20 protein-coding genes are annotated in these 19,779 nt (G+C 63.8%); 9 read left to right on the top strand and 11 right to left on the bottom strand.

Annotation, left to right across the window (positions count from 1 at the left end; all coding sequences use genetic code 11):
• The 8 genes from nadC to JQ553_RS21405 all read right to left on the bottom strand — a co-directional run bounded on the left by nadC (position 1) and on the right by JQ553_RS21405 (position 7,889).
• Complete coding sequence (gene nadC, locus JQ553_RS21440; RefSeq protein WP_212502017.1) at positions 1–852, bottom strand: carboxylating nicotinate-nucleotide diphosphorylase; 852 nt, start codon at positions 850–852, stop codon at positions 1–3.
• Positions 849–2,399, bottom strand: coding sequence for an L-aspartate oxidase (locus tag JQ553_RS21435; RefSeq protein WP_212502016.1), 1,551 nt, complete (start codon positions 2,397–2,399; stop codon positions 849–851). Before JQ553_RS21435 ends, nadC begins: the two co-directional genes overlap by 4 nt.
• Positions 2,396–3,382 carry a quinolinate synthase NadA gene (nadA, locus tag JQ553_RS21430; RefSeq protein WP_212502015.1) on the bottom strand — a complete coding sequence of 329 codons (987 nt, stop codon included), beginning with the start codon at positions 3,380–3,382 and terminating at the stop codon, positions 2,396–2,398. Before nadA ends, JQ553_RS21435 begins: the two co-directional genes overlap by 4 nt.
• 70 nt (positions 3,383–3,452) lie before the next feature.
• Positions 3,453–4,409 (bottom strand): NrtR DNA-binding winged helix domain-containing protein, encoded by a 957-nt coding sequence (locus tag JQ553_RS21425; RefSeq protein ID WP_212502014.1) that lies wholly within the window; start codon positions 4,407–4,409, stop codon positions 3,453–3,455.
• A gap of 14 nt (positions 4,410–4,423) precedes the next feature.
• Complete coding sequence (locus tag JQ553_RS21420) at positions 4,424–4,828, bottom strand: hypothetical protein (RefSeq protein ID WP_212502013.1); 405 nt, start codon at positions 4,826–4,828, stop codon at positions 4,424–4,426.
• A 124-nt stretch (positions 4,829–4,952) separates the two neighbouring features.
• The gene (locus tag JQ553_RS21415) at positions 4,953–6,233 is read right to left on the bottom strand and encodes an O-acetylhomoserine aminocarboxypropyltransferase (RefSeq protein WP_212502012.1); all 1,281 of its coding nucleotides are present in this window, start codon (positions 6,231–6,233) and stop codon (positions 4,953–4,955) included.
• 149 nt (positions 6,234–6,382) lie between these two features.
• Complete coding sequence (locus JQ553_RS21410; protein ID WP_212502011.1) at positions 6,383–6,967, bottom strand: CoA-binding protein; 585 nt, start codon at positions 6,965–6,967, stop codon at positions 6,383–6,385.
• Positions 6,968–7,067: 100 nt separating this feature from the next.
• Positions 7,068–7,889, bottom strand: a complete 822-nt coding sequence (locus JQ553_RS21405; protein ID WP_212502010.1) for an enoyl-CoA hydratase — start codon at positions 7,887–7,889, stop codon at positions 7,068–7,070.
• Positions 7,890–7,960: 71 nt separating this feature from the next.
• Here JQ553_RS21405 and JQ553_RS21400 point away from each other — a divergent pair, with 71 nt between their 5' ends.
• The 6 genes from JQ553_RS21400 to JQ553_RS21375 all read left to right on the top strand — a co-directional run bounded on the left by JQ553_RS21400 (position 7,961) and on the right by JQ553_RS21375 (position 11,621).
• Positions 7,961–8,389 carry a PaaI family thioesterase gene (locus JQ553_RS21400; protein ID WP_212502009.1) on the top strand — a complete coding sequence of 143 codons (429 nt, stop codon included), beginning with the start codon at positions 7,961–7,963 and terminating at the stop codon, positions 8,387–8,389.
• A gap of 152 nt (positions 8,390–8,541) precedes the next feature.
• Entirely contained in the window at positions 8,542–9,006 is a 465-nt protein-coding gene (gene rplM / locus JQ553_RS21395) for a 50S ribosomal protein L13 (protein ID WP_212502008.1), read from the top strand.
• The gene (rpsI, locus tag JQ553_RS21390; RefSeq protein WP_212502007.1) at positions 9,006–9,482 is read left to right on the top strand and encodes a 30S ribosomal protein S9; all 477 of its coding nucleotides are present in this window, start codon (positions 9,006–9,008) and stop codon (positions 9,480–9,482) included. The genes rplM and rpsI overlap by 1 nt, the downstream gene beginning before the upstream one ends.
• A 234-nt stretch (positions 9,483–9,716) precedes the next feature.
• Positions 9,717–10,928, top strand: a complete 1,212-nt coding sequence (locus JQ553_RS21385; RefSeq protein WP_212502006.1) for a GGDEF domain-containing protein — start codon at positions 9,717–9,719, stop codon at positions 10,926–10,928.
• Positions 10,929–10,970: 42 nt separating this feature from the next.
• Entirely contained in the window at positions 10,971–11,207 is a 237-nt protein-coding gene (locus tag JQ553_RS21380; RefSeq protein WP_212502005.1) for a hypothetical protein, read from the top strand.
• 117 nt (positions 11,208–11,324) lie between these two features.
• Positions 11,325–11,621 (top strand): antibiotic biosynthesis monooxygenase, encoded by a 297-nt coding sequence (locus JQ553_RS21375; protein WP_212502004.1) that lies wholly within the window; start codon positions 11,325–11,327, stop codon positions 11,619–11,621.
• A gap of 7 nt (positions 11,622–11,628) precedes the next feature.
• On the opposite strand, the gene JQ553_RS21370 is transcribed toward JQ553_RS21375, so the two are convergent.
• Entirely contained in the window at positions 11,629–12,765 is a 1,137-nt protein-coding gene (locus JQ553_RS21370) for an AI-2E family transporter (protein WP_212502396.1), read from the bottom strand.
• 253 nt (positions 12,766–13,018) lie between these two features.
• Here JQ553_RS21370 and JQ553_RS21365 point away from each other — a divergent pair, with 253 nt between their 5' ends.
• Positions 13,019–13,789 carry a gamma-glutamyl-gamma-aminobutyrate hydrolase family protein gene (locus JQ553_RS21365; protein ID WP_212502003.1) on the top strand — a complete coding sequence of 257 codons (771 nt, stop codon included), beginning with the start codon at positions 13,019–13,021 and terminating at the stop codon, positions 13,787–13,789.
• An 884-nt stretch (positions 13,790–14,673) separates the two neighbouring features.
• Complete coding sequence (locus JQ553_RS21360) at positions 14,674–15,741, top strand: extracellular solute-binding protein (RefSeq protein ID WP_212502002.1); 1,068 nt, start codon at positions 14,674–14,676, stop codon at positions 15,739–15,741.
• Between the two features lie 210 nt (positions 15,742–15,951).
• On the opposite strand, the gene glnA is transcribed toward JQ553_RS21360, so the two are convergent.
• Positions 15,952–17,361 carry a type I glutamate--ammonia ligase gene (gene glnA / locus JQ553_RS21355; protein ID WP_212502001.1) on the bottom strand — a complete coding sequence of 470 codons (1,410 nt, stop codon included), beginning with the start codon at positions 17,359–17,361 and terminating at the stop codon, positions 15,952–15,954.
• A 151-nt stretch (positions 17,362–17,512) separates the two neighbouring features.
• Positions 17,513–17,851 carry a P-II family nitrogen regulator gene (locus JQ553_RS21350; RefSeq protein WP_044542445.1) on the bottom strand — a complete coding sequence of 113 codons (339 nt, stop codon included), beginning with the start codon at positions 17,849–17,851 and terminating at the stop codon, positions 17,513–17,515.
• A gap of 354 nt (positions 17,852–18,205) precedes the next feature.
• Here JQ553_RS21350 and JQ553_RS21345 point away from each other — a divergent pair, with 354 nt between their 5' ends.
• Complete coding sequence (locus JQ553_RS21345) at positions 18,206–19,705, top strand: NAD(P)H-hydrate dehydratase (RefSeq protein WP_212502000.1); 1,500 nt, start codon at positions 18,206–18,208, stop codon at positions 19,703–19,705.
• The last annotated feature ends 74 nt before the right edge of the window (positions 19,706–19,779 follow it).

Genomic DNA, 19,779 nt, shown 5'->3' with positions numbered 1-19,779 from the left:
TCACGACAGGTAGTCCAGCCCGATATCGAGTGCGGCCGAGCTGTGGGTCACCCAGCCGACCGAGATCAGGTCGACGCCGGTCGCCGCTATCGCCGGCGCGGTAGCCGCCGTGATACGACCCGAGGCCTCGGTGATCACCTTGCCGTCAGCCATCCTGACCGCTTGAGCGAGCTGTTCGACCCTCATGTTGTCGAGCAACACGGCATCGATGTCGAGCGACAGCGCCACTTCGAGCTGCGCCAGCGTATCGACCTCGACCTCGATCTTGACCAGATGACCCGTGTGCGCCTTGGCGCGCTCGACGGCCGTGCGGATGCCGCCGGCCAGTGCGATATGGTTGTCCTTGATCAGCACCGCATCGTCGAGCCCGAAGCGGTGATTGCCGCCGCCGCCGGCGCGAACCGCGTATTTTTCGAGCGCGCGTAATCCCGGTGTGGTCTTGCGGGTGCAGACGATCTGCGCTCGAGCGCCCTTGACCGCCTCGACCAGCGTTGCCGTTGCTGTTGCAACGCCGCTCAGATGGCAGAGGAAATTCAGCGCCGTGCGTTCCCCGGTCAGCAGGCTGCGCGCCGGTCCATCGATCGTCGCGATCACGTCTCCGGGCTCGACGGCGCCGCCATCCGGTCGCTCGGCGCGCAGGCTGACATCCGGTGACACCATCTGAAAGACGCAACGCGCAATATCGAGTCCGGCGACGACGCCGGTTTGGCGCGCGCGCATCTGCAGGCGGGCCTGCTGGTTGGCCGGCACTATTGCGTCAGCGGTGATATCGCCGGCGCGGCCGAGATCTTCCAGCAAGGCGGTCCGCACCAGCGGCTCGTATATCAGCGGCAGCAGAGGGTTGAGGGTCATGACCGGGCACTCCGAGCCGATAGCGTGGATTCGAGGATCTCGCGCGCGGCGCCGAACGTCTCCGCGAGCGACAGCGACGACGCGGTAGCCAAGGGAAGGCTCTCCGGGAAATCGCTGCGGAAGTGGCCGCCGCGACTTTCATTGCGCTGGTGGGCTGCGACAGCGATCATCAATCCGACCAGTGCGGGATCCGATGCCGGGCCCTCGCCGCGGGCGAGCGGATGGAGGCTGCGGATCGCGCGTTCGATGCCGTTGTGGTGGCGCAGCACGCCGAGCCCCTGCGTCAGGATCGGCCGCACGGCAGAAGGATCGGCGGCCAGCGGAGCCGCATCGGCGCGCGACGTCGGCTGCACACCCGCGCCCGCACCGCCAATGCTGTCCGCGACCCAGCGCGCGCAGACGATCGCCTCCATCAGCGAATTGCTGGCGAGTCGGTTGGCGCCATGGAGGCCAGTCCGCGCGGCTTCGCCGCAGGCCCAGAGGCCATGCACTGTGCTGCGCCCGTGGCCGTCAACGGCGATGCCGCCCATGTGGTAGTGCACCGCGGGCCGGACCGGGATCGGATCACTGACAGGATCGATGCCGGCCATCTTGCAGAACGCGCTGATCACGGGATAGCGCCGCTCGAACTGCGGCCCCGGATGTTGCCGCGCGTCGAGGAACGTCCGATGCCCCGCGCTGCGATGGCGCCATACGGCCCGAGCGACGATGTCGCGCGCGGCGAGTTCCGCACCAGGCTGATCTGCCATGAAACGGTATCCGGTTTCGTCGATCAGCACGGCGCCGTCGCCGCGAATGGCCTCGGTCAGGAGCGGCATCGGCCGCGACGGCCCATCGAAGGCTGTCGGATGAAACTGGATGAACTCGAGATCGGAGAGCCTCGCGCCCGCACGCGCCGCAAGCGCAAGTCCCTGGCCAAAACATCCGCTCGGATTGGTGCTGTCGGCGAACAATCCACCGATGCCGCCCGTTGCAATCACGACACGGTTGGTTGCGATCGGAAGCGCGCCGCGGTCGGTTGCGGCCAGAACACCGGTAATGGCGTTGTCCTCGACGAGAAGTCTGCGCGCCTCGACGCCTTCCCGCAGGATGATCGATGGTGTGCGACGGACCGCCGCGATCAGGGCGCGCATGATCTCGCGGCCGGTGCCGTCGCCGGTCGCATGCACGATGCGATGCCGGCTGTGCGCGGCCTCGAGCCCAAGACGCCAGCCGCCATCCGCTCGGCGGTCGAAGGCGACGCCGAGGCTCGCAAGATGCTCGATGGCGTTCGGAGCCTCCTGCACGATCCGGCTGGCGGCAGCTTCGTCGCACAACCCGGCGCCAGCGCCTATCGTGTCGGCAAGATGCAAGGCCGGGGTGTCATCCTCGCCGACGGCAGCGGCAAACCCGCCCTGCGCCCACATGCTGGAGGCTTCCGCACCCAATGGCGATTTCGACAGCAGAACGACCGGCTCGGGGGCAAGATAGAGCGCGGTCATCAGTCCAGCGGCGCCGCCGCCGATGATTACCGGCAGGCCGGTCAGATCGGAGATATTCGTGCTCATAGCGCCAGCATCCTCTCGACAGCCCGTCGCGCGCGGCCGGCGATCGCGGGATCGATCGTCACCTCATGATGGTTTGTTTCCAGCGCATGGCGAATGTTCTTCAGTGTGATCCGCTTCATGTGCGGACAAAGATTGCAGGGGCGGACGAATTCGACATCCGGATGCTGTGCGGCGACATTGTCGCTCATCGAGCATTCGGTCAGCAGCACGACACGTGGCGGCCGTTTGGTCTCCACGAAATTCGACATCGCAGCCGTCGAGCCGGCGAAATCCGCCTCGGCGACCACCTCGGGCGGGCACTCCGGATGCGCCAGGATGGTGATGCCGGGATGATCTTCGCGCAGCTGCCGCACATCATCCGCGCTGAACAGCTCGTGCACTTCGCAGTGGCCTTTCCACGTGATGATCTTCGTCCCAGTTTGCTTGGCGATGTTCTGCGCCAGATATTCGTCCGGCAGCATGATGACGCGCTCGGCGCCCAGGGACTCCACGACCTTCAGGGCATTGCCCGAGGTGCAGCAGATGTCGGACTCGGCCTTTACCGCCGCAGAGGTGTTGACATAGGTGACGATCGGCGCGTCCGGATAGCGCGCACGCATCAGCCGCACATCCTGCGCGGTGATCGAATCCGCAAGCGAACAGCCGGCCTCGAGATCGGGGATCAGCACTGTCTTGGCCGGATTGAGGAGTTTCGCCGTCTCGGCCATGAAGTGCACGCCGGCGAGTACAATGATGTCGGCGTCCACCTTGGTCGCTTCGCGCGCGAGCAAGAGACTGTCGCCGACGATGTCGGCAACGCCGTGGAATATCTCCGGGGTCTGGTAATTGTGCGCCAGCACCACCGCGCTGCGGCGGCGCTTGAGATCGATGATTGCGTCTACGTCCTCGGCGAAGGTTGCCCATTCGAACGGCGGAATGACCCGCTTGACCCGCTCATAGAGCGGTGCGGTGCGGGCGAGAAGCTCGGTGTTGAGGTTGACCATTTATACTCTCCGTGAGCATAAGATGGCTTATACTTATCCTGAGCATAAAGTCTGTCAAGTGCGCGCGAGTTCAAGTACGCGAGAGCGGGAGCTTGGTGCCGGCGACGGCCCGTTCGGCCAGGACGGCGTGGCGGAAGCGGAACAGCTTGGCCGGGCGCCCGACCGCCTCGGTGGCGATTGCGCCAGTCTCTTCAACGAGTTCCTGCTGCTCGATGAGCCGGCGGAAATTTTGCTTGTGAACCAGCCGGCCTGCGAGCGCCTCGACACTGCGTTGCAGTTGCAGCAGGGTGAACTCGGCCGGCATCAGCTCGAAAACCACCGGCCGGTATTTGATCTTGGCGCGCAGCCGCGCGATGCCGGTGGCGAGGATGCGGCGATGATCCGACGTCATCGGCGTTCCCGGCACGACCGAGGCTGTGAGGCCGTTGTCGCGAACGGCTTCCGGAACGAGCGAGGCTTCGTAAAGCGTCTCGTAGCGCTGCAGCACCAACTCCTCGTTCCAGGCGCGGCCGTCGAGACCGAAATTGATCGCGCAGCGCTGCCAGCGCTCGCGCTGCAACGTCGGTGACGGCGCCGACTTCGCCCAGGCCTTGAGCCGCGGCGTCAACACCTTGGCGAGCATGGGCGGCACGCCGGCGCGATGGTCTTCCCAGGGGAAATAGCCGTACCAGCCGGACCAATGCGCCTCGAAACCTTCGCCGACCCGGTCCTCGCGGGTCAAGCCGAGATAGCTGATCGAGATGGTGTGCGGCGCCTTGACGTCGCCGGCGCGGCCGCGATCGGCGAAGGTGTAGAGTTGCTCGACATAGCCGAGCGGATGCCCGGTCTGCGCCTCGACCCATGCTCTGAGGCCGGTTTGCAGCGAGCGGTGGGCGAACTCGAACGGGCCACTTGGCAGCGCCGTGCCGCCGCCAATCGTCATGATCTTCGGCTCGCCGTCTGCGACGGCCACCAGCACTGCGACGAGATCGGCGGTGATCGCGTTCCCGGAATTAGATGCGCTGCTTTTCTGCGCCGATCTGGCCACGCGCTCGGTCCGCGCTAGCAGTAGCCGTAGACGCCGCAGGCATACGGCAGGCGATCCCAGTAGGTCACGTAGGCGCCACCGTAATACGGACCGTCATAAATGTAGGAATGGGTCGTGCCGTAATAGCCGGGCAGCGTCGCCGAACCCGGCAGCCACGGCGTGCGAGGCACGATCGGGATGTAGGGGACAGCGTTCAGCGGTATTACTTCGGGCTCAACGAAGACAACAAGCTGGCGTCCGGGCCTGACATAGGCAGGGGCGACCGTCGTGCGGTAGGCGTAGTGGGGACGGGGAAGGCCCGGCGGAAGCTGTCGGGCAGCGCGATACGCGGCGCGCTTGCCGGCGGCAGGGCCGTCGGCGGCCTCGGCAGGCGAAAGCGCGAGCAGCGCGATCGCCAGTGCTATTGTCCAGCGTAGCATCAATGCTCTCCCGAATCATCCGGAGCCCAATCAATGCCACTTTATGCCGGAATGAGCGTTAACGAGAGGCTCGTCGCATCGGGCAAAGTGTCCGGGGCGGTGCGGCACCCCGGACGGTTAATGATCAGGCGTCGAGCGCCTGCTCGAGGTCGGCGATCAGGTCTTCCTTGTCCTCGATCCCGATCGAGAGCCGGACCACGTCAGGCCCCGCGCCCGACCTTACCTTGGCGTCGTCGTCGAGCTGGCTGTGGGTGGTGGAAGCCGGGTGGATCACGAGCGAGCGGGTGTCGCCGACATTGGCGAGATGCGAGAACAGTTTCAGGTTCGACACCAGGTTGACGCCTGCGTCATAGCCGCCCTTGAGGCTGAAGGTGAACACCGCACCGGCGCCCTTCGGAGCATATTTGCGCTGCAAGTTGTTGTACCGGTCGCCGGGAAGACCGGGGTAGTTCACCGCCGATACCGCCGGGTGGCCGGCCAGGAATTCCGCGATCGCCTTGGCGTTGTCGCAGTGCTTCTGCATGCGCAGCGGCAGCGTCTCGATGCCGGTCAGGATCATGAAGGCGTTGAACGGCGACAGCGCGGGCCCGAGATCGCGCAGGCCGAGCACGCGGCAGGCGATGGCGAAGGCGAAATTGCCAAAGGTTTCCTGGATCTTGATGCCATGATATTCCGGGCGCGGCTCGCTCAGCATCGGATATTTGTTGTCCCTCGACCAGTCGAAGGTGCCGGCATCCACGATGATGCCGCCGAGCGAGTTGCCGTGGCCGCCGAGGAATTTCGTCAGCGAGTGGACGACGATGTCGGCGCCGTGGTCGATCGGCTTGATCAGATAGGGCGTCGCCAACGTGTTGTCGACGATCAACGGCACGCCGGCCTTGCGCGCGACCGCCGCGATCGCCTCGATATCGGTAATGCTGCCGGCCGGATTGGCGATCGACTCGATGAAGATCGCCTTGGTATGCGGCGTTACCGCGCGCTCGAAGGTCGAGATCTCGTCGGGATCGGCCCACGCGACGTTCCAGCCAAAGGCCTTGAAGGCGTGGGTGAACTGGTTGATCGAACCGCCATAGAGCTTGCGCGCCGCGATGATCTCGTCGCCGGGCCGCAATAATTGCTGCAGCACCACGAGCTGGGCTGCGTGGCCGGAGGCGACCGCTAGCGCGGCCGTCCCGCCTTCGAGTGCGGCGACGCGCTCCTCGAGTACCGCGTTGGTCGGATTGCCGATGCGCGTGTAGATGTTGCCGAAGGCCTGCAGGCCGAACAGCGAAGCTGCATGGTCGGCATCGTTGAACACGAATGAGGTCGTCTGGTAGATCGGCGTCGCCCGCGCGCCGGTGGTGGGATCAGGCTGTGCCCCGGCGTGGACGGCAAGGGTGGCAAATCCCGGAAGACGATCGGTCATTATTGCATCCTGTTCTGCTTTGTCGAAAACGCGCGGCATGCTGATGATCGCGGCGCCCGGCGTCAAGCCAGGTTGGCAAGCGGGCGCGCTTTTTGAAACTGGCGTGCTTCGCTATACCGCTCGACCAAAGCAATTATTGCGCGCTCGCGTCAGCTCGTCTCGCTCTTGTTCTTTGCGGCGCGGTCGGATGCGGCGGTCTGCCCGCCTCCAAGGCTCGTGCGATTGAGTGACAGCCGCATGCCCTGTGTCGGGATCGGCGCGCGTTTCGAACTGAGGGTGCGCGAATTCACGCCCATCCATGAAATCTCCGACGACAGGCGGCCATATTCGATCTTCGGGCAGCGGTTCATCACGACCTTCAGGCCTGCCGCCTCTGCTTTTTCCGCCGCCGCATCATCGCGCGCGCCGAGCTGCATCCAGATCACCTTTGGCGGCGGTGTCAACGCCAGCGCCTCGTCCACCACAGGCATGATGTGGCTCGAATTGCGAAAGATATCGACCATGTCGATCGGACGGCCGATATCGGCGAGCGATGCCACGAAGGGTTTGCCCATCAGAGTCTTGCCGACATGGCCGGGATTGACCGGAATCATGTCGTAGCCGCGCTGCGCCAGATATTTGAACGCGAAATAGCTCGGGCGCACGTTGACCGGCGAAGCGCCGACCATCGCGATCGATTTGACGTTGTTGAGGATGCTGCGGATGTAGTTGTCGTCGTAGGCGTCGTGGTTCATCACTCGTCTTTTTCATTGAGCATTGCGAAGAGCGAAACGATGCAAGCCATCCTTCCTTGTGACGCGATGGAATGTGTCGCTCCGCTTCGCAACGACAGAGTCACTTGTCCTGCCACTTCGGCTCCCGCTTGTCGATGAAGGCACCGATGCCTTCTTCGGCATCGCGCGCCATCATGTTCTCGGTCATTACGTCGGCCGCATAGCGGTAGGCCTCGGCGAGGGTCATTTCTGCCTGGCGGTAGAACGCTTCCTTGCCGAGCTTCACGGTATAGGCCGATTTCAGCGCGACCTTTTGCGCAAGCACAATTGCGGCGTCACGCTCGGTGCCCGCCGGGACCACGCGGTTGATCAGGCCGATATCCTTCGCCGTTGCGGCCATAATCGGCTCACCGGTGAGCAGCATCTCCATCGCCTGCTTGCGCGGCACGTTGCGCGACAGTGCCACCATCGGCGTCGAGCAGAACAGGCCGATATCGACGCCCGGTGTCGCGAAGCTCGCAGCCTCAGAGGCGACCGCCAGGTCGCAGCTTGCGACGAGCTGGCAGCCCGCGGCCGTCGCGACGCCCTGGACGGCCGCGACCACCGGCTTCGGCAGATGCACGATAGCCTGCATCATGGCGCTGCATGCGGTCATGATCTGGGAAAAGTAGGCGCGCCCGCGATCGGGATCGCTGCGGCGCGCGGTCAGCTCCTTCATGTCGTGGCCGGCGGAGAAGGCCGGACCGCTCGCTGCGATCACGACGCCTCGGATGCTCTTGTCGACATGGATCTCTTTCAGCGCGCCATGCAACGCCCCGATCAGGTCCTCGGAAAGGCTGTTGCGCGCATCAGGACGGTTGAGCGTGAGCACGGCAATGCTGCCGATCTGTTCGCGCAGGAGAATTGACGGCTGTGGTGCGGCGGTGCGGGCGGCTTGGGGCATTACCAGTTTTCCGTTAGGTCTCTGCAGACAATTTAATGTAACAGGCAGGCTGAAGCGAGGGCAGGGACGGGATGGCGACGGCGAAAATGAGCGTGGCTGAGCTGGAGGAGTTCCTTCGCAGGGAATTTCCGCAAGTCTTCAGCGGCGACGACGTCAAGATCGAAAGCGCCGACGGCGAAACCTGTCTGGTTCGCCAACGCTACAACGAGCGCATGCTGCGTCCGGGGGGCACGGTGTCGGGGCCAACGCTGATGGCGCTGGCCGACTGCGCGATGTACGTGGTGCTGCTATCGGCGATCGGGCCGGTCGGCCTTGCCGTGACAACCAATCTCAACATCAATTTCCTGCGCAAGGGCCGGTCGGGGCAGGACGTGCTCGCGGCCGCCAGGCTGCTCAAGCTCGGCAAGCGGCTTGCAGTGGGCGAGGTCACCCTGCTGTCCAGCCCGTCGCCCGACCCGATCGCTCATGTCACAGCGACCTATTCCATTCCGAATCAATAGGCTTTTTTCTGGTATTATAACACCTTAATTTTAAGATATTGTTTTGGCTCATGTAATTGATGTGTTCGGGCGTTGACGTACGGCGCCCGCTTCTCTAGAAAGCCGCTCAGTTCGGCGCACGCGGCGCCGATTTTCATTTCACGGATTCACACATGAGCACGTTCTCGGCCAAGCCCGCCGAAGTGACGAAGAAGTGGGTGCTGATCGACGCCAAGGGTCTGGTTGTCGGTCGTCTCGCTACCCTCGTTGCGATGCGTCTGCGCGGCAAACACCTGCCCACCTACACTCCGCACGTCGATTGCGGGGACAACGTCATCATCATCAACGCCGCACATGTGGTGCTGACCGGTCGCAAGCGCGAGAACAAGGTCTACCACAAGCACACCGGCTTCATCGGCGGTATCAAGGAGCGCACCGCGAAGGATATCCTCGAGGGACGCTTCCCCGAGCGCGTCGTCGAGAAGGCAATCGAGCGCATGATTCCGCGCGGGCCGCTCGGCCGCAAGCAGATGGGCAATCTGCGGGTCTATCCCGGCAACGAGCACCCGCATGAAGCCCAGAACCCCGAAAAGGTCGATATCGCCGCGATGAACCGCAAGAACATGAGGGCCGCGTAATGTCCGATACCATGCAGTCCCTCGACCAGCTCGCGCAGCTGAAACCGGCCGCTCCCGAGGCGCCGAAATACGTCAAGAAGACCGACAAGTACGGCCGCGCCTACGCGACCGGCAAGCGCAAGGATGCGGTCGCCCGCGTCTGGGTCAAGCCCGGCTCGGGCAAGATCTCGGTCAACACCCGCGAGTTCGAAGTCTACTTCGCCCGTCCGGTTCTGCGCATGATGATCCAGCAGCCGCTGGTCGCAGCCGCGCGCAACGGCCAGTACGACGTGATCTGCACCGTTGCCGGTGGCGGCCTTTCGGGCCAGGCCGGTGCGGTTCGTCACGGCATTTCGAAGGCGTTGACGAATTTCGAGCCCGAGTTGCGCAGCGTCCTCAAGAAGGGCGGCTTCCTCACCCGGGACTCGCGCTCGGTCGAGCGCAAGAAGTACGGCAAGGCAAAGGCGCGCAAGTCGTTCCAGTTCTCGAAGCGCTAATCGCTGCGATCAAATTCGCTGCAATTGCGACAAATCCGAAACTAAAGAGGGCGCTGAGAAGCGCCCTTTTTGCTGTGACTTTAGAACTGAATTAACGCAGTTTTTCGCGAAAACTTGCGGATGCGTGCAAACGGAATTGGAACCCGCGGTCCCTAGCGTGTCAATCTCGCGGTAGCGCAGCATCACATAAAAATGCGCCTGCGAAGTATAGATTATATTGGCTGGGGTAATCTCATGTCGTTCGACACGTCGACACTTTATTTGTTCGCTACCATGGTTGCGGGCATGCTCGGCGCCATGCTGATGTTCTTCGGCAAGCAGGAGAACATCCCCGCGTTGAAATGGTGGGGCAGCGCCTATCTGCTGGGCGCAGCCTCGGTCGCGCTCTGGACGGTCGGGGGCTCTGCGCTCGGCGCGCCCCTGCTGCTGGCGTTGAACGCGGTCGCCTTTGCCGCCTGCGGGATAGTCTGGAACGCCTCTCGTGTTTTCCACGGCCGCAAGCCCAATCTGCTGGGCCTCATGCTCGGACCGGCCGCCTGGATCGTCGCCGTTACGATGGTGCAGAATCCCGCGATGCGTCTGACGATCGGCGCGGCGGTCGTCGCGATCTATGCCGCGTTGACAGCCGCGGAATTGTGGAACGAGCGGCGTCGCTCGATGCAGAGGCGTTGGCCTGCGATCGTCGTGCCGGTGGTGCACGGCTGCGTGCTGATGCTGCCGATCCTGATCGGCGACATCGTGCGGCCCCATGACGAGCACTTTGCGACCAGCCTCTGGGTCAAAATGTTCTCCATCGAGCTTGTGTTGTACGCGATCGGGACCGTGTTCGTGATTTTCATGATGGTCTCGGACCGCGCGGTGGCGGTGCACAAGACCGCCGCCTCGGTCGATCCGCTGAGCGGCATGCTCAACCGCCGGGGCTTCACCGAAGCCTGCACGCGGGTGATCGAGCGCGAGGCCAATGCCGGCCGTCCGGTCACGGTGATGATTTTCGACATCGACCACTTCAAATCGATCAATGATCGCTTCGGCCATCCTGCCGGCGACGAAATCTTGAAACTGTTCGCCACCGTGGTGGTCAGTAATCTCCGCATCAGCGATCTTTCCGGTCGCATCGGCGGCGAGGAATTCGCAGCACTTTTGCCCTGTCCGCTGGAGGAGGGCGTCCTTGTCGCCGAACGGGTGCGGGAGGCGTTCGAGGCCTCCGGCATCGTGTGCGAGGAGGGGCCGGTCGATACCACCGTCAGTATCGGCGTAGCCGGCGGGCCCGCCGGAACCGAGCTCGAAGTGCTCCTGGCATCGGCCGATACGGCGCTCTACCAGGCGAAGCGCAGTGGTCGCAACCGCGTCGAGGCCGCGGCGGAGTTGCCGCTGTCGCTCGAGAACTGGCGGCGCAAGACCGCTGGCCTGCCGGCGTCGGCCCGGCAAAAGCCCCTGGTGGCATAGGCGGCAACCGCTCATTAACCATTCGGCTCCATCATTTTGAGCATGGAGTCGATCCCGACCAGCAATCCTCGCACTGCCCTGATGTCGCTCGAAGCGGCCGCCGTTTCGGCGCGCGGCGGCTTCGCCTGCATGTTCTCAAGCTCGGACGAATACGAGACGGCGCTGATTGCCGAGCGGCGCGCGCAGGGCCGCTACGCCCGGCCGAAGAGCGGCTGGACGATCGCGATGCTGTTCGGCTGCACGCTGATGGCGTTGGGGACCATCCTCCTGCTCGGCTGAAGCCTCGGTTGGCGCCAAATGGCCCTGCCGCACCCGAATGTTTGGTACGGGCGCGGAAGCAGGCTTCACCGATCCCGCGGACCGCGTTACAGACGGTTTCTTCCCAGGGAGAACCCAATGATCACGGAAATCGCACTCATCGACGTCAAGCCCGGCAGCGAAAAGGATTTTGAAGCGGCGGTGGCCGAGGCGCGGCCGTTGTTTCTGCGCGCCAAGGGCGGCAAGGGATTTGAGCTGCATAAGTCGATCGAGAAGCCCTCGCGTTACCGGCTGGTCGCGAAGTGGGAGACCCTCGAGAACCACACCGTTGATTTCCGCGGCTCGGAGGATTTTACGGCCTGGCGCGGGCTGGTTGGCCCGTATTTTGCCGCGCCCCCCGAGGTCGAGCACACCGAGACCGTGCTGACCGCTTAGCGCCATCTCACGCGGCTTGCGCGGCCGCGCCGTCCTCCGCCTTGAAGTGGTCGATCATCACCTTGGCGATCGCCATCAGCGGCAGCGCCAGCGCGAGCCCCCAGATGCCGAACACGACCCCGAGCAGGATCTGGAACGCAAACAGCGTGGCCGGCGGGATGTCGAGCGCCTGTCGTTGGATGATCGGCGTCAGCACGTAGCTCTCCAGCGCGTGCACGCCGAGAAACAGGACGAAGGCCGACAGCGCCGCGATCCATCCCGTGGCGAGGCTCGCCAGCACCACGATCAGCCCGCCCAGGATCGCGCCGACCGTCGGAATGAAGGCGAGCAGTCCGGCCTGGATGCCCAGGATGAACGAACTTGGGATGCCGATGACCGCGAGGCCGATCCAGGTCACGAGGAACACCGCCGCCATGGTGATCATCTGCGCGATCAGCCAGCGTTCCAGCGTCTCGCCGATGCGATCGACGATCACGGTCGCCTCGCCGCGGTACTTGGCCGGCGCAAGGAACAGCAAGCCGGTGCGGTAGACGCTGGGCTGTGCTGCGAAGGCAAGGCCCAGAAACATTACGATGAAGAAGTTGCCGACCACGCTGACGGTGCCGAGCAGCACTTTCAATGTCTGGCTGACGATTGCGCCGCCGCTCGAGGCAAGCGCGCCGGCGCTCGGCAGATTGTGAGATGGCGTCGCGACCGGCGCGGTCGTCGTGGCCGCGGAGCCTGCCGGCGCGGCCGCGCCGGCGGCATTGGTGAAATCGAGATAGCTGGTATCGACGCCGTGCTCTTCCAGGAATTTCTTGACGCCGCCGAGCTGCGATTTGATGGTGTCGCTCAGCACCGTCGCCTGCTGCGCGATGGTGGTGCCGCCGAGAAAGACGATGCCGGACAATACTCCGGCGAGCGCGAGGCAAACGATCGCAAGCCGCAGCGCATGCGGCAAATTGACGAGGCGCCCGAGCAGGGTGGTCATTGCGTTCAGGCCGACGCCCAACAGCATGCCGGCGAACAGCAGGAACAGCGTCGAGGCGAAGTGCCAGGCGAACAGCAGCAGCGAGGCGAACAAAACGATGCCGATGCCGCCGACGGCGATCGCCCACGCCATGTCGTTGCGGGCCCGCAGGCGGTTGTCAGCCGGATAAGTCACCATCGCTCCCTCTCGCAGGTGTCCGACCCCTTTTTCGCGAAAACGCAGCCGGGATCAAGCGGCTGCGTCGCGCCTCGACGACCGAGGGCACCAGATCCGCCTCCGGCGCGCTTACGGTCCATGCGACCCGGTCCTCCCGCGGGGCTGCAGGCGGCGGATTCAGAGATAAATTGTTGATCCCACGCGGACTCGAAGGCATGATCATCCCGGAATCGCACCTAATAGCGAAAACTCTCGCGCGAGACGTAGATAAATGAGACGACCCGTGGTCGGCGTGATCGGAAACGCCCATCGCATTGAAAATCGTTTCGCGGTTCAAATGGTCGGAGAGCGCAATTTGCGCGCGGTCGCCGACGTATCGGGCGCCGTTCCGCTGATGTTTGCCGGTACGCCCGAAATCACCGACGTCGCCGCCTTGCTCGACGTGGTCGATGGCGTGGTCCTGACCGGGGCGCGCGCCAATGTCCATCCGAACCGCTTCAACACCGAACCTCGCGCGGCGCACGAGCCTTATGATCTCCATCGCGACGACGTCGCGCTTGCCCTGTCGGAAGCCTGCGTCGCGCGCGGCGTGCCGATCTTCGGCATCTGCCGTGGCCTGCAGGAGATGAACGTCGCCTTCGGCGGCTCGCTGCACCCGGAAATCCGCGAGATCCCCGGCCGAATAAACCACCGCATGCCCCGGCTCGACAATGGCGAGATCCATCCCGATCCAACCGTCGTGTTCGCCGACCGGCACGACGTGACACTCACGCCGGGCGGCGCGTTCGCGAAAATCCTCGGCTGCGAGACCATCCGCGTCAATTCGCTGCACGGGCAGGGCATCCTCGAGCCCGGCAAACGTGTCGTGATCGAGGGGATTGCCGAGGACGGCACCATCGAGGCGATCCGGATCGCGGATGCGCCCACCTTTGCGCTCGGCGTGCAGTGGCACGCCGAGTACGACCCGCAGCGCAACCCGATCAACCGTGCGCTGTTCGAAGCGTTTGGCGACGCTTTGCGCGAGCGGCAGGGCGCAGTATAGGGCCAGTGGCCGCCGTGCTGCTGGCGACCTCCCGGGTATGATGAGAATGGAGCGCAGCGCGCTTTCCCTGCCGTCATTGTTAGCGCGATCCATCGTCCTGCAGAGAGAAAACAATGGATCGCCTCGTCGCTTCGCCCTCGCGAATAGGGGGTTGCTATGTCATCCAGGTCAAACAGCGATGAGGATGTAAGCTCGCGTTCTCGCGACATGATTTGTCCGAGCTTTGCGTCTCGTTCCGCCCTCTCAATCAGTCGAGGGCGCAGGGAAAGCCGGGTGCCGATCGCACCCGTGGGCCCCGTGCAACAAAAAGCACGGGGGTAGGACCACAGGTGTAACCGGAAACACTCCGGCTTTCCCTGCGCGATGGTTTTACGGTGTCCTTCGTGATCTTCCCGGTGAGACCAGCTTTGTTGTCACCGTCGCCAGTGAGAAGCTTGCTTCTCGCCGACTTGACACCTGCATCGGGGCGTCAGAACCACACGACTTCGCCGTCCGCTTCACGCATGCTCGTCAGTCACGCGCTCTGCGTCCACCGCATCTCACACCACGTTCGTGACGATCGCGAGCCGCCCCTCATTCAGGTGAGACGGGCGGGATTGAACAACTGATTTGCGCGACGACGGAAGCGGAATATTTTTTGCGCAGGGACTGGACGGCATGAGTCGCATTGATCGCACTCATGAATCCAGATTTTTTGGTGCACACCAATCCGCGGTGTCATTCCGGGGGCCTGCGAAGCACGAGTTCGGACGACACCGGCTTGCGCTCGCCGCAATCGTGGTCATCTTGCGCGTCATCGGGCGAACGATGCCGTCTGTGCTACAGTCGAACCACAACAATAGCATGGCCGGCGGCTAACGGCCCGATCACACGGAGACTAATGCATGCAAGACCGCAAATGGTCGAGACGCAATCTGCTCAAGGTGTCGGCTGCCTCGGTGGCCGGCGTGGTGTTCGCCGAGCCACTGCAGGCGGCTGCACCGCCGCCATCGGCGGTGACGCCCGCGCTGATCGAGGCGGCGAAGAAGGAAGGTAAGGTCTCGTTTTACTCTGCGCTCGAACTCAATACTGCCGAACGGCTGTCGCGGACCTTCGAACAGAAGTATCCGGGGATCAGCGTCCGCGTCGAGCGCTCCGGCGCCGAGCGGATATTTCAACGCATCGCGCAGGAGCAGGGCAGCGGCATCAATGCGGTGGACGTCGCCAATTCGACCGACCCCGCGCATTATCTAGACTGGAGGAAGAACGACTGGCTCGCGCCATACGTGCCCGAGGATGTCGCAAGGCATTTTCCGGCCGATCAGGTCGATCCCCACGGCACGCACGCGACGTCATGCGCGTGGCTGGAGGCGGTCGGCTACAACACCGACCAGGTGAAGCGCGAGGAGGCGCCGAACAGCTATGCCGACCTGCTCGATCCGAAATGGCAGGGAAAGATCGTCAAGGGCCATCCCGGCTACAGCGGCGCGATCCTGACCGCGACCTTCGTTCTGGCGCGCGATCTCGGCTGGCCGTACCTGGAAAAGCTTGCGCAGCAGAAGGTGATGCAGGTGCAGTCGGCCGCCGATCCGCCGAAGAAGATCCTGCTCGGTGAACGTGCCGTGATGGCGGACGGCAACGACTACAATCTCGTACTGCTAAAGGATCAGGGCAAGCCGGTCGAGGTGGTCTATCCGGCCGAAGGCTCGCCGCTGATCGTCGTGCCGAGCGGCATCTTCAGGAGCGCGCCGAACCCGAACGCGGCAAAACTGTTCCAGAGTTACCTGTTCAGCGCGGAGGCCCAGCAGATGCTGATCGATGTGTTCGCGCACCGCTCGTTCCATGCGCAGGTGAAGGAGAAGGGCGAGCACGTGCCGCTGGCCAAGCTGAAGCTGCTCAAGGCAGAACCCGCAGAGGTGCAAGCGCAGAGCGAAGCAATCAAGGCGCGGTATTCAAGATTGTTTCGGGTGTAACGGGGCAGGCACGTGGACACATTCGCCCGAAGCACGAATGCTCGCGGCCATGCGACACGCCAAGTTCAGCCAGGACGATTTCCTCGCGGCGGCGCTGGCGATTGTAGCCGAGCAGGTCTGTCCGCCGTGACGGTCGCGGGCGCTCAAAAATACCAAAAATAAAAGGCGCCCCTCTCGGAGCGCCTTTGGTATTCGCCGGGCTCTGAAACCTCACTGCGAATAGTACATGTCGAACTCGACCGGGTGCGGGGTCATTTCGAAGCGCTCGACTTCGGTCATCTTGAGTTCGATGTAGCTGTCGATGAAGTCGTCGTCGAACACCCCGCCGTTCTTGAGGAACGCGCGATCCTTGTCGAGATTCTCGAGCGCCTCGCGCAGCGAGCCGCACACGGTCGGGATCTGCTTCAGCTCTTCCTTCGGCAGGTCGTAGAGGTCCTTGTCCATCGCCGGACCCGGATCGATCTTGTTCTTGATGCCGTCGAGGCCGGCCATCAGCATCGCGGCGAAGCCGAGATAGGGATTGGCCATGGGGTCCGGGAAGCGGACCTCGACGCGCTTCGCCTTCGGGTTCGCCGTGTAGGGGATGCGGCAGGAGGCCGAGCGGTTGCGCGCGGAGTACGCGAGCAGCACCGGTGCCTCATAGCCCGGGACCAGACGCTTGTAGGAGTTGGTCGAGGGATTGGTGAAGGCGTTGATGGCCTTGGCGTGCTTGATGACGCCGCCGATGTAGTGGAGGCAGGTCTCCGACAGGTCGGCATATTTGTTGCCGGCGAACACCGGCTTGCCGTCCTTCCAGATCGACTGGTGGCAGTGCATGCCGGAGCCGTTGTCACCGTAGATGGGCTTCGGCATGAAGGTAGCGGTCTTGCCGTAGATGTGAGCGACCTGGTGGATGCAGTACTTGTAGATCTGCATCTGGTCGGCCATCAGCGTCATGGCGTCGAACTTCATGCCGAGCTCGTGCTGGGCGGAGGCGACCTCATGGTGATGTTTCTCGACCTTGACGCCCATCTTGGCCATCGCCCCGAGCATTTCGGAGCGCATGTCCTGCACCGAGTCCTGCGGCGGTACCGGGAAATAGCCGCCCTTGGTGCGGATGCGGTGGCCGAGGTTGCCGCCTTCATATTCGGTCGCCGAATTGGAAGGAAATTCCGAAGAGTCGAGCTTGAAGCCGGTCGAGTAGGGTTCGGCGGAGAAGCGCACGTCGTCGAACACGAAGAACTCGGCCTCGGGGCCGAAGAACACGGTGTCGCCCACGCCCATCGACTTCACCATAGCCTCCGCCTTCTTGGCCATGCCGCGCGGGTCGCGGTTGTAGGGCTCGCCGGTGGTCGGCTCGAGCACGTCGCAGATGATGACCATGGTGGTCTCGGCGAAGAACGGGTCGATCGTCGCGGTCACCGGATCGGGCATCAGGCACATGTCGGACTCGTTGATCGCCTTCCAGCCGGCAATCGAGGAGCCGTCGAACATCTGGCCCTCGGCAAAGGTGTCCTCCTCGATCATGCTGACATCGAAGGTCACGTGCTGCCATTTGCCGCGCGGATCGGTGAAGCGCAGGTCGACGTATTTGACGTCGTTGTCCTTGATCGATTTCAGGACGTCTTTGGCGGTCTTCATGAATACCCCTTATGGCTTTGCAGGACGGTTTCCAGCGTTCGACGGCTTTCATTGCCGCTTTGGTGAATTCGCGTGACTACTGAAACGAAATCAGGCTGCCGAGGCAGCCCTTTTTCTTCGCTCATGTCGCGAAATTCGGATAGCACCCGGCTCAAATAGCGTCCAGCCCGGATTCGCCAGTCCGGATGCGGATCGCTTCCTCGATGTTGGAGACGAATATCTTGCCGTCGCCGATGCGTCCGGTCTGCGCTGCGCGGCGGATCGCGTCGATCGCTTTCTCGACCAGTTCGTCGCCGATCACGATCTCGATTTTCACCTTGGGCAGGAAGTCGACGATGTATTCCGCACCGCGATAGAGTTCGGCATGACCCTTCTGCCGCCCGAAGCCCTTGGCCTCAGTGACCGTGATGCCTTGCAGTCCAACCTCTTGGAGCGCCTCTTTCACCTCGTCGAGCTTGAAGGGCTTGATGATGGCTTCGATCTTCTTCACTGAGCGCCTCCCGGGCATTTCAGATTGCAGGTTCGTGGTTCGATGCGCGTGGGGCGCAGTCCGGTCCGTCCTCTGGCTTCGGCGCGTAACCGGAAACGCTCCCAATGGTTGCATGAAGCACCATAGCGAGCGGCTTCCTCAAAAGCAGGGTCTATGCCAAGTTGTTAATGGCCCCCGATTTGGGAACGTTATCAGCCTTTTAACAAGCAATCGGCTGATATCGAATGGCGATACGCATGATATCCGAGCCTATCTAATAGGCAAATAGATCAATCCTTAAGCAATGAGACGCGGGAACAGGGCGAACTTCGCAGGAAGTGCCTTTCGAAAGGGCGAATAGACTGAGGATTCGGCATGGACGTTCTGACCACGACGGAGATGGAGCGCGCAGACCGGCTGACGATCGCCGCCGGCACGCCGGGCTTCGCGCTGATGATGAGCGCGGGGCAGGCGGTCGCCGAGGCCGCGATGGATCTGGTCGAGGAGGGACCGATCGTCGTGGTCGCCGGCCGCGGCAATAATGGCGGTGACGGATTCGTCGCGGCTGCCGAGCTCGCAGCGCGCGGGCGCGAGGTCTCCGTGGTCCTGCTGTGCGGGCGCGACAGCCTGCAGGGTGATGCGGCGCTGGCTGCCAAGGGCTGGAAGTTTCCCGTGCTGCCGTTTAATCCGCAGGCGCTCGGAAGGCCTTCGCTGATCATCGACGCGCTGTTCGGCGCCGGCCTCAACCGGCCCGTGAAGGGCGATCCGCTCGAGATGATCGCGGCGGTCAACGGCAACGGCGCGCCGGTGCTGGCGATCGACCTGCCGAGCGGCATCAACGGCACGACTGGCGCTGTGATGGGGGCCGCCGTGCGGGCCAAGGAGACCGTGACTTTCTTTCGCAAGAAGCCGGCGCATCTCTTGCTGCCGGGACGGATGCATTGCGGGCGCGTGCGCGTCGCCGACATCGGCATCGATCCGGCCGTGCTCGACGAGATCAAGCCGCTGACCGCGGAGAACGTGCCGCAGGCCTGGCGGGCGTCGTTTCCGGTGCCGCGGATCGACGGGCACAAATATGCGCGCGGCCATGCCGTCGTGGTGTCAGGCGACATCGCTTCGACCGGCGCCGCTCGGCTCGCCGCGCGCGGCGCGTTGCGCGCCGGCGCGGGGCTCGTGACGGTGGCCTCGCCACGCGATGCGCTTGCGGTCAACGCGGCGGCACTGACCGCGGTGATGGTGCGCGCGGTCGACAACCCGATCCAGTTCGCCGAACTGCTCGGCGACATCAGGCTCAATGCCTGTGTGATCGGACCCGGCGCCGGCGTCAGCGCGCGCACGCGCGACTTCGTCCACACTGCGCTTTCGGCACGGCGTCATCTTGTGCTGGACGCGGACGCGCTGACCAGCTTTGCCGACGCGCCCGACAGGCTGTTCGAAGCAGTCAAGGCGTCCGACGGTCAACAGGTCGTGCTGACACCGCACGAGGGTGAGTTTCCGCGGCTGTTCAGCGACATCTCGAACAAGCATCCCGGCCGCTCGAAACTCGAACGCGTGCGTGCTGCGGCCGAGCGGTCCGCCGCCGTGGTGCTGCTCAAGGGGGCGGATACCGTGGTTGCGTCTCCCGACGGTCGCGCCACGATCGCCGCGAACGCGCCGCCATGGCTTGCGACCGCCGGCGCCGGCGACGTGCTGGCCGGCATGATCGCGGGCCTGCTGGCGCAGGACGTGCCGGCGTTCGAGGCCGCGAACATCGGGGTGTGGATGCACGGCGAGGGCGCCGGCGAAGCAGGGCCAGGGCTGATCGCGGAGGATCTGACCGAAGTGCTGCCGGCGGTGTTTCGCCGCCTCTATGACGTGTTCGGGATTGAGTATTAGAGCGTTTTCGAGCGAAGTGGAAACCGGTTCGCGTGAAGAAAACGCGTCAAAACAAGAATCTAGAGCCCCATTCC

It is taken from the genome of Bradyrhizobium lablabi (genome assembly GCF_018131005.1).
GTDB lineage: Bacteria > Pseudomonadota > Alphaproteobacteria > Rhizobiales > Xanthobacteraceae > Bradyrhizobium > Bradyrhizobium lablabi_D.
This window is presented reverse-complemented; position numbering and strand designations above follow the sequence as displayed.